At 43.1% G+C, this 12863-nt stretch carries 17 protein-coding genes and 1 tRNA gene; 15 read left to right on the forward strand and 3 right to left on the reverse strand.

Annotation, left to right across the window (positions count from 1 at the left end; genetic code table 11):
- Window positions 1-31: 31 nt before the first annotated feature.
- Window positions 32-1024 carry a tRNA dihydrouridine synthase DusB gene (gene dusB, locus POV27_RS13760; protein WP_272863364.1) on the forward strand — a complete coding sequence of 331 codons (993 nt, stop codon included), beginning with the start codon at window positions 32-34 and terminating at the stop codon, window positions 1022-1024.
- Here dusB and POV27_RS13765 read toward each other — a convergent pair.
- Both POV27_RS13765 and rbfA read right to left on the reverse strand, forming a co-directional pair.
- On the reverse strand, window positions 1021-2226 hold the full coding sequence (locus tag POV27_RS13765) for an ABC transporter permease (protein WP_272863365.1): 1206 nt from the start codon (window positions 2224-2226) through the stop codon (window positions 1021-1023). The genes dusB and POV27_RS13765 overlap by 4 nt on opposite strands.
- A gap of 5 nt (window positions 2227-2231) precedes the next feature.
- Window positions 2232-2627 (reverse strand): 30S ribosome-binding factor RbfA, encoded by a 396-nt coding sequence (rbfA, locus tag POV27_RS13770; RefSeq protein ID WP_272863366.1) that lies wholly within the window; start codon window positions 2625-2627, stop codon window positions 2232-2234.
- A 92-nt stretch (window positions 2628-2719) separates the two neighbouring features.
- On the opposite strand from rbfA, the gene mce reads away from it, so the two are divergent.
- The 3 genes from mce (at window position 2720) to POV27_RS13785 (ending at window position 3623) form a co-directional block, all read left to right on the forward strand.
- Window positions 2720-3121 (forward strand): methylmalonyl-CoA epimerase, encoded by a 402-nt coding sequence (mce, locus tag POV27_RS13775; protein WP_272863367.1) that lies wholly within the window; start codon window positions 2720-2722, stop codon window positions 3119-3121.
- Between the two features lie 87 nt (window positions 3122-3208).
- A tRNA-Ile gene (locus POV27_RS13780) sits at window positions 3209-3282 on the forward strand.
- Window positions 3283-3395: 113 nt separating this feature from the next.
- Complete coding sequence (locus POV27_RS13785) at window positions 3396-3623, forward strand: PID-CTERM protein-sorting domain-containing protein (RefSeq protein WP_272863368.1); 228 nt, start codon at window positions 3396-3398, stop codon at window positions 3621-3623.
- On the opposite strand, the gene POV27_RS13790 is transcribed toward POV27_RS13785, so the two are convergent.
- Window positions 3604-4194 carry a riboflavin synthase gene (locus POV27_RS13790; protein WP_272863369.1) on the reverse strand — a complete coding sequence of 197 codons (591 nt, stop codon included), beginning with the start codon at window positions 4192-4194 and terminating at the stop codon, window positions 3604-3606. The two genes, POV27_RS13785 and POV27_RS13790, sit on opposite strands and share 20 nt — an antisense overlap.
- Before the next feature lie 58 nt (window positions 4195-4252).
- On the opposite strand from POV27_RS13790, the gene pdxA reads away from it, so the two are divergent.
- The 11 genes from pdxA to POV27_RS13845 all read left to right on the forward strand — a co-directional run bounded on the left by pdxA (window position 4253) and on the right by POV27_RS13845 (window position 12851).
- Entirely contained in the window at window positions 4253-5317 is a 1065-nt protein-coding gene (pdxA, locus tag POV27_RS13795) for a 4-hydroxythreonine-4-phosphate dehydrogenase PdxA (protein WP_272863370.1), read from the forward strand.
- Between the two features lie 80 nt (window positions 5318-5397).
- Window positions 5398-5931, forward strand: a complete 534-nt coding sequence (locus tag POV27_RS13800) for a YceD family protein (protein WP_272863371.1) — start codon at window positions 5398-5400, stop codon at window positions 5929-5931.
- Window positions 5932-5940: 9 nt separating this feature from the next.
- The gene (gene rpmF / locus POV27_RS13805; RefSeq protein ID WP_272863372.1) at window positions 5941-6138 is read left to right on the forward strand and encodes a 50S ribosomal protein L32; all 198 of its coding nucleotides are present in this window, start codon (window positions 5941-5943) and stop codon (window positions 6136-6138) included.
- Window positions 6139-6318: 180 nt separating this feature from the next.
- Complete coding sequence (locus tag POV27_RS13810; RefSeq protein WP_272863373.1) at window positions 6319-7317, forward strand: beta-ketoacyl-ACP synthase III; 999 nt, start codon at window positions 6319-6321, stop codon at window positions 7315-7317.
- A gap of 26 nt (window positions 7318-7343) precedes the next feature.
- A complete protein-coding gene (gene accB / locus POV27_RS13815; protein ID WP_272863374.1) occupies window positions 7344-7838 on the forward strand; it encodes an acetyl-CoA carboxylase biotin carboxyl carrier protein in 495 nt (164 codons plus the stop codon).
- A 73-nt stretch (window positions 7839-7911) separates the two neighbouring features.
- A complete protein-coding gene (accC, locus tag POV27_RS13820; protein ID WP_272863375.1) occupies window positions 7912-9264 on the forward strand; it encodes an acetyl-CoA carboxylase biotin carboxylase subunit in 1353 nt (450 codons plus the stop codon).
- A gap of 91 nt (window positions 9265-9355) precedes the next feature.
- Window positions 9356-9592, forward strand: coding sequence for a hypothetical protein (locus POV27_RS13825; RefSeq protein ID WP_272863376.1), 237 nt, complete (start codon window positions 9356-9358; stop codon window positions 9590-9592).
- On the forward strand, window positions 9589-10713 hold the full coding sequence (locus tag POV27_RS13830) for an NAD(P)/FAD-dependent oxidoreductase (protein ID WP_272863377.1): 1125 nt from the start codon (window positions 9589-9591) through the stop codon (window positions 10711-10713). The genes POV27_RS13825 and POV27_RS13830 overlap by 4 nt, the downstream gene beginning before the upstream one ends.
- 47 nt (window positions 10714-10760) lie before the next feature.
- Complete coding sequence (mtgA, locus tag POV27_RS13835; protein WP_272863378.1) at window positions 10761-11450, forward strand: monofunctional biosynthetic peptidoglycan transglycosylase; 690 nt, start codon at window positions 10761-10763, stop codon at window positions 11448-11450.
- Complete coding sequence (locus POV27_RS13840) at window positions 11431-11889, forward strand: GreA/GreB family elongation factor (protein WP_272863379.1); 459 nt, start codon at window positions 11431-11433, stop codon at window positions 11887-11889. The genes mtgA and POV27_RS13840 overlap by 20 nt, the downstream gene beginning before the upstream one ends.
- A gap of 107 nt (window positions 11890-11996) precedes the next feature.
- The gene (locus tag POV27_RS13845) at window positions 11997-12851 is read left to right on the forward strand and encodes an AraC family transcriptional regulator (protein WP_272863380.1); all 855 of its coding nucleotides are present in this window, start codon (window positions 11997-11999) and stop codon (window positions 12849-12851) included.
- Window positions 12852-12863 lie beyond the last annotated feature (12 nt).

A 12863-nucleotide genomic window follows, 5' to 3' on the forward strand; every position in this document is an offset into this window, starting at 1 on the left:
GATTCTTTATTTCAGTATTTTTGCAGCAGCTATGGTAAAGATAGGAGACTTAGAAGTAGGAGAATTTCCATTGTTGCTCGCCCCGATGGAAGATGTAAGCGACCCACCGTTCCGCGCACTTTGCAAGGAGCAAGGGGCCGATGTGGTGTATACGGAATTCATTTCTTCGGAAGGGTTGATTCGTGATGCCGCTAAGAGTGTTATGAAGTTGGATATCTACGAAAAGGAACGTCCTGTAGGCATTCAGATTTTTGGTGCGGTATTGGAATCCATGTTGCGAAGTGTAGAGATTGTGGAAGCCAGTGGACCGGATATTATCGACATCAATTTTGGTTGCCCTGTGAAGAAGGTGGTGAGCAAAGGCGCCGGCGCCGGAATTCTGAAGGATATCGACCTTATGGTGAAGCTTACCGAAGCCATGGTAAAGCACACCAAACTACCCGTAACTGTGAAAACCCGTTTGGGCTGGGACCACGATTCCATAAAGATTGTAGAAGTAGCAGAGCGTCTTCAGGATGTGGGCTGTAAAGCCATTTCCATTCACGGGCGTACCCGGGCACAGATGTATAAGGGTGATGCCGATTGGGTGCCGATTGCCGAAGTAAAGAACAATCCAAGAATGCATATCCCTGTTTTCGGGAATGGTGATGTAAACTCACCGGAACGCGCCATGGAAATGCGCGATGTATATGGCTTGGACGGAGCTATGATTGGCCGAGCCAGTATTGGATATCCTTGGTTCTTTAGGGAAGTAAAACACTATTTTGAAACCGGAACTCACTTAGCCCCACCCACCATGGTAGAACGGGTAGAAGCGGCCCGTAGGCATTTACAAATGTCCATCGATTGGAAAGGTGAAAAACTGGGCGTGTTCGAAACCCGAAGACACTACACCAATTACTTTAAAGGCATTCCCGATTTCAAGAAATACCGAATGAAAATGGTAACCAGCGATGATTCTGCTTCTGTATTTGAGGCCTTCGATGAGGTACTCGAGAAGTTCGGTGACTTTCAGTTTGTTTAATCCAACAGTTTTTCCGTCACTTTTAAGGAAGCTATTTTGGAGGCGAGTGCCCCCAATGCACTAATGGTGACTAATACCAATAGTAAGTTCAAAAGGTTGTACTTAACTGGGTACGGCAAGGTGGGTGTAATGGGAACCAGTCCAAATTTCAGCTGTAACAATACGGCAGCGGAACCCAAGAAGAGTCCAATAGCAACACCCAATAAAGTCATCATAAGACCATTGTAGAAGAAAATTTTGCGTATTTCCCCAATGGTCAATCCCAAGAAAAACAGGGTTCTAATGTTGCCGCGTTTTTCCAGAATCACCATAATTATGGTTCCAGCTAAATTAAAAATAGCGATGGCCGCGATCAAGCTTACAAAAAGGTAGGTGAATAGGTTTTCGGCATTCAACATCTTGTACAGGGCATCATTTTGCTGAATGCGGTTTTTAATAACCACTTCTTCCGGGAACATAGCGGTAAGTTGAGGCACAATGGTTTCTTCTACAGCTCCTGGATTTAGTTTAAATTCCAATGAAGAGACCTGCAAAGAATCCAGACCTAACAATTGGCGTGCGAATTCCAGATCGGAAAAAACATATTTCCCGTTCAGTTCGTCATTAATTTCATAGATGCCGCTCGCGACTACTTTGCGTTTAGTAAATGCCGAGGAAGGGTCTAAAATATTGATCTGCCCGGTGCCGGGCTTGGGTACATAGACCTCCAGTAAATTACCATAATCCCTTATGGGAAGGGATAGCTTGTTTACTATGGAGAAACCCACGACCACTTCATCTTGATTGGGGATCATCCAATCGCCACTGAAAAGGATACTGTCTGTGGGAATTACCTTTTCGTATTGGCTGTCGACCCCTTTAATAAAAGCAATGTGGTTTTTACCTTGGTATTGAAGGAAGATACGTTCTTCGATGATTTTCGAAACCGCATCCACACCCTCCAATTGCTGTAGTTGTACAAACTGTTCGGGAGAAATGGAGAGCGTCTTACCTTTGGCAGGGTTCACTTTTAGGTCACTATCAAAAACGTTGGTGAATTGTAGTGCAAAATGTTTCAATCCCGAAAAGCCTGAAAGGACAATGAAAAGGGCCATGGATCCCACAATAACAGCTACAATGGCAATACCCGAGATGATATTGACGGCATTTCGATTGCTTTTGGAAAACAAATACCGCTTCGCTATGTAGATGGGATACCTCAAAAAGACTATTTCTTTTTCCTGCGCTCCAGTAGATCCGGATTTTCAATAGGATTGTCTTCCCCTTTAACGGCTTTTTCGATCTTTTCTATATAATCGAGGGAATCATCGTTATAAAAATTGAGGTCTGGCATTTTGCGCAACTGATCCTTGGTGAGCTGGGCCATTTGGTGCTTTATCCTTGGGGTAAGGGTATTGATTTCACTTACGATGCCTTCGGCTTTATCTGAAGGGAATATACTTACATATACCTTGGCGATAGAAAGATCTACCGTAACATTCACTTTGGAAACCGAAATAATGATTCCCATTTGTCCTGCTTCCCGTAGCATATTCTGTAGCAGGGTAGAAAGGTCTTTTTGAAGGACCCCTGCGATTTTCTTTTGCCTATTACTTTCTGTCATGCTGCAAAAATACTACAATTAATTAGGAATCTACTTAAGGTCATGTACTTGGGTTTTGTAATTTTGAAAAATAGAAAGTATAGTAAAATTCCATGAACAAAATTGAACATATCGGTATTGCGGTGAAGGACATAGAAGCTGCCAACTCCGTCTACAAGAGCCTACTGGGCTATGAGCATTACAAGACAGAAACGGTTGAAGGGGAAGGGGTCACTACTTCCTTTTTTACCTGTGGGGAAAGCAAAATAGAGTTGTTGGAAGCAACCCGGGAAGATAGCCCCATTGCTAAGTTTATAGAAAAGCGGGGAGAAGGGATTCACCACATCGCTTTTGCCGTAGATGATATCAACGCCGAAAAAGAACGGCTCAAGGCGGAAGGGTTTGTGGTTTTGAACGAAGAACCAAAACGCGGAGCCGACAACAAGTGGGTGGTTTTTCTACATCCAAAATCATCCCATGGCGTGTTGGTAGAGCTGTGTCAGGAGATAAATTAGAAATAGTTTTGCTAAGATTATAAAGTATCATACCTTTGCCGCTCGTTTTTACGGTACAACACACTGTTACTGAACAAAAAACGGAAAGGTCCCATAGCTCAGCTGGTTAGAGCACCTGACTCATAATCAGGGGGTCCTTGGTTCGAGCCCAAGTGGGACCACAATTTTTTTTTTGAAAAAGGACAATTTAATTGGAAAAAAGCAGTTAATATTTTTTTGATAACTTCATTTTTACATTGTTGTTTAAAAAAAATTATTACATTAGCCCATGTATATGCGACCCCAAATCGTAACTATAGCAACCCTTGTGCTATTCTTAGTTAATAGCACACTCATGCTAGGACAGTCCACAGGTAAGGAGGCAGGACCACCACCTCCTGCCCAGAGAACTCCTGGCGAACTCCCTATTGATAGCGGTTTATATATATTGTTGATTGCCGGAATTATTTACGGCGTTTACGTGCTGCTTCAAAGAAGAAAGGCTAAAAATATCCTTGACTAAGCCTTTTTAAGTATTTTCCCACGACATCGAATTCTAGATTTACGGTTGTTCCCGCTTTTATAGCATGAAATGTAGTATGTTCATACGTATAAGGTATAATGGCCACACTAAATTCCCTTTCTTTCGAATTTACCACCGTTAAACTCACGCCATTCACCGTAATGGAGCCTTTTTCAATCGTTACATTTCCGAAGGAAGGATCGTATTGAAAGGTGAACACCCAACTTCCGTCCATTGAGGTTACTGCTAGGCAGGTACCTTTCTGGTCCACATGTCCTTGAACGATATGGCCATCGAGTCGGTCGCCCAACTTCATGGCACGTTCCAGATTTACAGAACTCCCCACAGCAAGTTCCCCTAGATTGCTCTTATCCAAGGTTTCCTGAATGGCAGTAACCACATATTCGTCGCCATCTAAGGCTACAACAGTTAGGCATACGCCATTATGTGCTACACTCTGATCTATTTTCAGCTCTGGGGTAAGGGAAGATTTTACTTTAATATGAAGGTTTTCGGCATCTTGGGTAAGATCGGTAATTTCTCCAATAGTCTCTACAATTCCTGTAAACATGAATTAAATGGGTTACATTTGTGCTACAAAAATAATACAATATTAAGTAGCGAGTCGTATGTCCAAAAATGAAAAAATAGTAGTTGGGATTTCCATCGGGGATCTTAACGGGATTGGAAGCGAAGTGGTATTGAAAGCTTTTCAGGACACTAGAATGCTGGAGTTTTGTACCCCCGTTATTTTTGCTTCGGTGAAGTTGATGTCCTTTTTCAAAAAAACCTACGGCTTGGATATGAGCTTGCACGGCATTGATGATCTCAACAAGATCGTTCACAAAAAAATCAATGTGCTCAATGTTTGGAAAGAACCCGTGCAGATTGAATTTGGAAAAGAAGATCCTAAAATGGGAGCCTTTGCCATAAAATCATTGGAAGCCGCTACTACAGCCTTGAAGAATTCGGCGATCGATGTTCTCGTAACGGCACCTATTAATAAGAGCAATGTACAATCGGACAGCTTCAAGTTTCCAGGACATACCGATTATTTGGCGAAAGAGTTGGGCGGAAATAGCCTCATGCTTATGGTAACCGAAGACCTGAAGGTAGGTTTGCTTACCGATCATGTGGCCGTCAAGGACGTTCCGGGAACCATTACTCGGGAATTGGTGGAGAAAAAGATCAATACAATCCATAAAACCTTGGTAGAGGATTTTGGTGTGGTAAAACCAAAAATTGCTGTATTGGGCATCAATCCACATACGGGAGATAACGGAGTTATTGGCGATGAGGATGATACGGTATTAAGACCGGCCTTAGACAATATTCGGAACAATGGAAAGATCGTGATGGGTCCTTATGCGGCCGACAGCTTTTTCGGATCGGGGAATTACAAACACTTCGATGCGGTAATTGCCTCCTATCACGACCAAGGCTTAATTCCTTTTAAGACTTTGTCTTTTGGGATGGGGGTGAACTATACCGCAGGACTTAATAAAATACGCACTTCTCCCGACCACGGAACGGCCTATGACGTAGCTGGAAAGAATGTAGCCAATGCTGACTCTTTTAAGGAAGCGGTTTTTACGGCCATTCACATATTCCGCAAACGCAATGATTATAAGGATTTATCGGAAAATCCACTCAAGACCAATCGCAAGAAAACGGCCCCAAAAAAGAATTCATAATTCGAATTGGGAAATTAAAATATTTTTTATCTTTGCAGCCGCCTTATTCGTAAGGAGATAGCAAAATTTTAGGTGTGATTATGAAGGAACTGAAAGAATTTACTATTCCTTTTGTGGGATTAAAAGTTGGAGAACACACCTTCAAGTTTGATATCGGAAACACGTTCTTTGAGCATTTTGAGTATGACGAATTTAACGATGCCACCCTTGTTCTAAATGTATTGCTGAACAAGAAAACGACATTGTTGGAGTTTACCCTTCAGTTTAAGGGGCAGGTAAATGTTAATTGCGACCTTACCAATGAGCCCTATGAGCAACCGATAGAAGGAACCTACCATTTTGTGGTAAAGTTCGGCGAGGAATACAACGATGAATTAGAAGATATTCTCATCATTCCCCACGGAAGCTATCAGGTAAACATTCAACAACAAATTTATGAATCCATTGTGCTGTCCATGCCCGCACGCAGGATTCACCCTGGAATTGAAGATGGCAGCCTTAAAAGCGACATTCTCGAGAAACTTGAAGAGTTGAGCCCAAAAGAGGAAAAGGAGACCGAAGAGGAAACCGATCCACGATGGGACGATTTAAAGAAACTATTAACGGACAAATAATATTAAGTAATGGCACATCCTAAGAGAAAAATCTCAAGAACTAGAAGAGATAAAAGAAGAACGCATTACAAAGCCACAGCTCCTAAGATCGCTACAGACCCAACAACGGGAGAAGCTCACCTTTATCACAGAGCTCACTGGCACGAAGGAAAACTATACTACAGAGGTCAGGTAGTTATTGATGCAACCGAAGAAGCGGAAGCATAAAACCAGACACATAAAAACGTAAAACTCTCACGATCCCAGCGATGGAAGTGGGAGTTTTTTGTTAACGCTCATCTTACTTCAAAAACGAATATTTTTTAGGTTGTTTTTGATTAAAAATTAGTAATTTTCACTCCTTTTTAAAGGTTTTTGCCATTTTTTAGTGAATTTTAATTCGATTTTATGAGTAAAATCACAGCGGCGATTACAGCTGTAGGGGGCTATGTCCCAGAGTATGTTCTCACCAACCAGATCCTGGAGACCATGGTGGATACGAATGATGAATGGATCGTTACCCGAACTGGAATTAGAGAACGCCGAATCTTAAAAGAAGAAGGGAAAGGGACTTCCTACCTGGCCATTCAGGCAGCAAAAGACCTTCTTGAAAAAAGCAATACAGATCCCAAGGATATCGATATGGTGATTTTGGCCACGGCCACACCCGATATGCCCGTAGCAGTAACTGGCGTTTACGTTGCCTCAGAGATAGGAGCCGTAAACGCTTTTTCATATGACCTAGTTGCGGCCTGCTCAAGTTTTCTCTTCGGAATGTCTACAGCGGCCAAGTATATAGAGTCTGGGCGTTACAAAAAAGTGCTACTTATTGGGGCCGACAAAATGTCCTCCATTATCGATTACGAAGATCGAGCTACCTGCATCATTTTTGGAGACGGTGCCGGAGCGGTACTTTTCGAACCCAATGAAGAAGGACTTGGGGTACAGGACGAATTTTTAAGAACCGATGGTGTGGGTAGACCTCACCTTAAAATAGATGCGGGAGGTTCCATCCTTCCAGCTTCGGCAGAAACCGTTGCGAACAAACAGCACTATGTTTTCCAAGATGGAAGAACCGTGTTCAAGTTTGCGGTTTCTAACATGGCCGAAGTAAGCGAAAAAATAATGGAGCGTAACGGACTTTCGGGCGAAGATGTACATTGGTTGGTTCCCCACCAAGCCAATAAGCGAATTATCGATGCCACGGCAAGCCGTATGAACCTTCCCGAAGAGAAGGTGATGATTAATATCGACAAGTACGGAAACACAACTTCGGCTACTTTGCCGCTGTGCTTACGCGATTATGAAAAACAACTGAAAAAGGGTGACAACATTGTGTTTGCAGCCTTTGGAGGAGGATTTACATGGGGTTCGCTCTATCTTAAGTGGGCCTATAATTCAAATTAAACGAGACCAATCAACAAGAACATACTATGGAATTAAAAGACATTCAAAACCTTATCAAGTTCGTGGCCAAATCAGGCGCTAGCGAAGTAAAACTTGAAATGGAAGATGTAAAAATCACCATTCGTACGGGCGAAGGCGGAAAAGCCGAAACCACATATATTCAGCAAATCCCTGCCATGCCGGCAGCAACACCTCCAGCGGTTACTCCTGCTGCTCCAGTAGAAGCTGCTCCAGCGGCTACTCCAGCTGCAGAAGCTGCATCCGCCGAGGATGATTCTAAATATGTGACCATTAAATCCCCAATGATTGGTACATTCTACAGAAAACCTTCTCCAGACAAACCCGTTTTCTGCGAAGTAGGTGATACAGTAGCTGTTGGGGATACCCTTTGTATTATCGAAGCGATGAAACTATTCAACGAGATTGAAAGTGAAGTTTCGGGTAAAATCGTAAAAGTATTGGTAGACGATTCTTCTCCAGTAGAATACGACCAACCATTATATTTAATAGATCCGTCATAAGTTAAAATTCCTAATTCCAAGGCCCTTCTTTTGCTTTTAGAAAGAAGAAGCGGAATTTTAAATTACCAACGTTATGTTTAAAAAGATACTAATTGCCAATAGGGGAGAAATTGCGCTGCGCGTAATTCGTACCTGCAAGGAAATGGGAATTAAGACCGTAGCGGTGTATTCTAAGGCGGACGAAGAAAGTTTACATGTTCGTTTTGCCGATGAAGCAGTTTGCATAGGTCCTGCGCCCAGTAATGAAAGTTATTTGAAGATATCCAATATCATTGCTGCTGCAGAGATTACAAATGCAGATGCGATTCACCCAGGATATGGATTCCTTTCTGAGAATGCGAAGTTTTCCAAAATATGCGACGAGCACAATATTAAGTTTATTGGAGCGAGTGCTACCATGATCGAAAAAATGGGAGACAAGGCCTCCGCCAAAGCCACTATGAAGGCTGCTGGTGTACCTTGTGTTCCTGGAAGTGATGGGGTTATAGACGATTTCGAAACCTGTAAAAAGATTGCCATAGAAACGGGATATCCCGTAATGCTTAAGGCAAGTGCTGGAGGTGGAGGAAAAGGAATGCGTGCCGTTTGGAAAGAAGAAGACCTACAAGAAGCTTGGGAAAGCGCCAGAATGGAAAGTAAGGCTGCCTTTGGAAATGACGATATGTACATGGAGAAGTTGATCGAGGAACCGCGTCATATCGAAATCCAAATTGTTGGAGACAGCAAAGGAAAAGCCTGCCATTTAAGTGAGCGTGATTGTTCTGTGCAAAGACGTCACCAAAAATTGACCGAAGAAACCCCTAGCCCGTTCATGACCGATGAATTACGTGAAGCTATGGGAGAAGCCGCTATTAAGGCAGCCGAATATATTAAGTACGAAGGAGCGGGAACCGTAGAGTTCTTGGTAGACAAACACCGTAACTTCTACTTCATGGAAATGAACACCCGTATCCAGGTAGAGCACCCTATTACCGAGCAGGTAGTGGATCACGACCTGATCCGCGAACAGATTCTTGTGGCGGCAGGAGTGCCAATTTCTGGTAAGAACTATTATCCATCATTGCATTCTATCGAGTGTAGAATCAATGCTGAGGATCCGTACAACAACTTCCGTCCGTCCCCTGGTAAAATTACCACCTTGCATGCTCCTGGAGGGCACGGGGTACGATTGGATACGCATGTATATGCAGGATATATCATTCCACCCAATTACGATTCTATGATCGCCAAGCTTATTACTACGGCACAGACCCGTGAAGAAGCTATTAATAAAATGAAGCGCGCATTGGACGAGTTCGTAATCGAAGGAATTAAAACCACGATTCCATTCCACAGACAATTAATGGATCATCCCGATTATGTAGCAGGAGATTATACGACTGCTTTCATGAACGATTGGGAAATGGACGAACCTGAAGAAGAATAACCACCTTTTTCATAGCAATTAAAAGCGCCGTTACATCATATCTTTTGAAACGGCGCTTTTTTGTTTTCAGGCTTTCGTGTATCTTTTCGGTATGCTAAAGCACTTGACCCTTTTAATGATTATTTCTGCACTTCCTGCATTCATGCTTATTTCAGATGGGTATAGGGTTAAAAATGTTTCCAAAGGGGTGAACTATTTCATTTGGTTCGTTGTATTAACCGTAATCACCGTGATCCTGCTGTGGCAATTTAGATTGGATTTTGTGTTTGTGATTCCCGCACTTCTTTTCATAGCTTTACTGGCTTTTCGGAAAAAAAAGAAACTATGAATCTATCTTATTGGGAATACGAAACATGGATGCGCCATATCGATTTTGCCATCGTCGGCAGTGGAATCGTAGGATTGAGTTGTGCATTGTCCCTTCGAAAGAAACACCCAAAAAGCAAGATTGTGGTATTTGAAAGAGGCATGCTGCCCAGTGGAGCGAGCACCAAAAATGCGGGATTTGCCTGTTTTGGCAGTGCGTCTGAATTGTTGGACGATTTAAAAACCCATTCAGAAGCAGAAGTAGTCGATTTGGTGCAAAAACGACTCGCCGGATTGCGCTTGCTGCGTGACACCTTAGGCGACCCTGCATTGGATTATCAAGAACTGGGAGGATATGAAGTTTTCAGAAAGGAAGACAGCGATCTTTTCAGAGAATGCGAAGCCAAAATTCCTTATCTCAACGAATTGCTAAAAGAGGTGTTTTTGAACAAAAAAGAGGTGTTTTCGGTCCAAAACGATCCATTTTCCTTCAAAAACGTTCAAAATCGACTTATTTTCAATAGATACGAAGGACAGCTGGATACGGGTAAAATGATGAAGTCCCTTCTTCAAAAATGCATTCAAGAAGACATCTTAATCTTGAATACTACCGAGGTGACTTCCTTCCAAACAACGAACCTTGGAGTTGAGGTACAGTTGAATGATTCCGTTGAAATTACAACCCAGCATCTTTTCATAACTACCAATGGCTTTGCCAAGCAACTTTTAAATGAAGAAGTCGCTCCTGCAAGGGCTCAGGTGCTTATTACCGATCCTATTCCCAATCTTCAGATAAAGGGCACGTTCCACTTGGAAAAGGGGTACTATTATTTCAGAAACATTCACAACCGAATTTTATTGGGCGGAGGTAGAAACTTAGACTTCGAAGGGGAGACCACTACCACCATGGAAACTACCCAACGCATTCAGGATGAGCTAGAACGGCTCCTTCACACAACAATTTTACCAAATACTGCGTTTAAGATAAGCAGCCGATGGAGTGGCATTATGGGAGTTGGGGCCCAGAAGAAACCCATTGTTAAAGAATTGGAACCACGTGTGTATTGTGGCGTCCGGTTGGGAGGCATGGGAGTCGCTTTGGGGAGTTCTATCGGTGCGGAACTTTCATCATTCACCAATTAAAAAACATTTGCAAAACCGTTTCTTACGGTGCGCAGTAGAATCTAAAGATGCTTAAAAGAATAGCAAGGATTGTACTAAGATGCCTGCTTTGGTTTCTGGTATTGAGCGTAGCTTGGGTACTGGTCTACAAATATGTTCCAGTGCCTTACACTTCCCTTATGGCCATTCGTTCCGCTCAGGGTGGCCCCGACACACAGCATGACTGGGTTGCCATAGACCGTATAGCCCCCAGTATGCAATTGGCCGTTATCTGTGCCGAAGACCAACGCTTCATAGAACACAACGGATTTGATTACAACGCCATTAAGGCAGCGTACGAACGAAATCGAAAGGGGAACACCTTACGAGGGGGCAGTACTATCTCCCAACAAACAGCTAAAAATGTTTTTCTATGGCCGGGCCGAAGTTATGTGCGGAAAGGATTTGAAGCCTATTTTACTTTTCTTATTGAATTGTTCTGGAGCAAGGAGCGCATTCTGGAAGTTTACCTTAACAGCGTGGAAATGGGCGAAGGAGTGTACGGCGTAGAGGCAGCAGCTCAACACTGGTTTAATAAATCGGCCAAGGACTTGACGCGTCATGAGGCCGCTGCCATTGCTGCTATTTTACCCAATCCAAGGCAATACAAAGCCAATCCCAGAACCCCTTATTTGGAAACCCGAAAGCAATGGGTATTGCGGCAAATGTATAACTTTGGGGTGTTAGACTTACAGCCGATTGAAACCGCCAAAAACTAAAGAACTGCTACTGGAATTCTGCAAGGCATTTGTTGCCGACCGAAAGCAACAAATATTGGAGAACATTGCACGTATTGAAGAATCCTTATTGAGCGAAGGGAAAAGTACCGCCGGTGATAAGCATCATACGGGTCGTGCTATGCTTCAACTGGATCGGGAAAATGCAGGCAAGCAATTGCAGGAAATCGAAAAACTCGAGACCCTACTGGGTAAAATAGACATTACCCGAAGCTCAGACCGCGTTGCCTTGGGTAGCTTGGTGGTGACCCCTTCCGACCGGTACTTTTTGAGTATTTCCGCTGGTGTTCATTCTAAAGGTGGATTGAACACTTATTGCATTTCACCAGGAACACCCATAGGTCGATTGCTATTGGGAAAAAAACAAGGCGATACCGTAGTGTTTAGAGAGAAGGAAATACAGATTGTTGAGGTATACTAAAGATTAGGGGGCATCGTGAATTTCATACTCTAAGACATCTCATTTAAAAAATAAGAGGACTACAGGGGAAACATCGGCAAGGTTTCAATGAAATTTTCAATACATTAGTGTTTCAACCAAAGCATGCCGTGGTTCAGTTTTATCGCTATCCAAACAAATTACCCTTTCCCGATATTGTTCAGGGAATCTGGGGGTTTATGGGTGGTGTCGAAACTTCAGAATTCGAACTCATTTCCGACGGATACCCAGAAATGATCTTTATGATCCAAGGAGGCCACACCTTCACCGTGGCCGGGCAAACGTATCGGGTAGACAGCCATTCCTTTATCGGGCAGATTGAAAAGAAAGCGACCATCGTTTTTGACCCCAATACTATTTGTCTTAGTGTAAAACTAATGCCCTGGGCGCTCCCACTTTTAACGAACGATACGGCAAAGCTTTTCAAGAATCAGGTGGTTCATTGTGAGGACATCATGCACTTGCCCGAAAACCTGAAGACCTTACTGCAACCCGAAGGATTCTCCTTGCAAAAGACAGTAGAAGAAGGAATCATTCCCTTTCTTCGGGATCGAATATCTAGAGGGAAAGAAGCCCCTTCCTTGTTGAAGGATCAAATCCGGAATTTATTTTCCGATGTACAGCGCTTAAGTGATAATGAGACGGCGGCAGGAAATTATAGCGCCCGTTATTTGGAAAAAGCCTATCAGGAATACGTGGGGATTAGCCCCAAAAAATATCGAAGATTGATTCGAATTAAAAAGGCTTCCCTGCTACTTTCCGAAGATATGAAGGAAGAGAGTGTGGCGGCTTTGGCCTTGGCCTTGGGATATTTCGATCAAAGTCATTTTTACAAAGACTTTTTGATGTTTACCGAAACCTCACCATCAAAATTTATGGCAACAACTAATAATTCACCGGTATTAACCAACCAAAACTACCGCCAACAGTGGGAATACTCCTAGCCCAGCTCTTCT

This window comes from Aureisphaera galaxeae, assembly GCF_028561275.1.
GTDB lineage: Bacteria > Bacteroidota > Bacteroidia > Flavobacteriales > Flavobacteriaceae > Aureisphaera > Aureisphaera galaxeae.

Excerpts from the sequence above, each read along its gene's own strand:
- mtgA (WP_272863378.1), top strand. The coding sequence starts at position 10,761 with ATGCTTAAAAGAATAGCAAGGATTGTACTAAGATGCCTGCTTTGGTTT.
- POV27_RS13825 (WP_272863376.1), top strand. The coding sequence starts at position 9,356 with ATGCTAAAGCACTTGACCCTTTTAATGATTATTTCTGCACTTCCTGCA.
- rpmF (WP_272863372.1), top strand. The coding sequence starts at position 5,941 with ATGGCACATCCTAAGAGAAAAATCTCAAGAACTAGAAGAGATAAAAGA.
- accC (WP_272863375.1), top strand. The coding sequence starts at position 7,912 with ATGTTTAAAAAGATACTAATTGCCAATAGGGGAGAAATTGCGCTGCGC.
- dusB (WP_272863364.1), top strand. The coding sequence starts at position 32 with ATGGTAAAGATAGGAGACTTAGAAGTAGGAGAATTTCCATTGTTGCTC.
- rbfA (WP_272863366.1), bottom strand. The coding sequence starts at position 2,627 with ATGACAGAAAGTAATAGGCAAAAGAAAATCGCAGGGGTCCTTCAAAAA.
- mce (WP_272863367.1), top strand. The coding sequence starts at position 2,720 with ATGAACAAAATTGAACATATCGGTATTGCGGTGAAGGACATAGAAGCT.
- POV27_RS13830 (WP_272863377.1), top strand. The coding sequence starts at position 9,589 with ATGAATCTATCTTATTGGGAATACGAAACATGGATGCGCCATATCGAT.
- POV27_RS13785 (WP_272863368.1), top strand. The coding sequence starts at position 3,396 with ATGCGACCCCAAATCGTAACTATAGCAACCCTTGTGCTATTCTTAGTT.
- accB (WP_272863374.1), top strand. The coding sequence starts at position 7,344 with ATGGAATTAAAAGACATTCAAAACCTTATCAAGTTCGTGGCCAAATCA.
- POV27_RS13800 (WP_272863371.1), top strand. The coding sequence starts at position 5,398 with ATGAAGGAACTGAAAGAATTTACTATTCCTTTTGTGGGATTAAAAGTT.
- POV27_RS13790 (WP_272863369.1), bottom strand. The coding sequence starts at position 4,194 with ATGTTTACAGGAATTGTAGAGACTATTGGAGAAATTACCGATCTTACC.
- pdxA (WP_272863370.1), top strand. The coding sequence starts at position 4,253 with ATGTCCAAAAATGAAAAAATAGTAGTTGGGATTTCCATCGGGGATCTT.
- POV27_RS13810 (WP_272863373.1), top strand. The coding sequence starts at position 6,319 with ATGAGTAAAATCACAGCGGCGATTACAGCTGTAGGGGGCTATGTCCCA.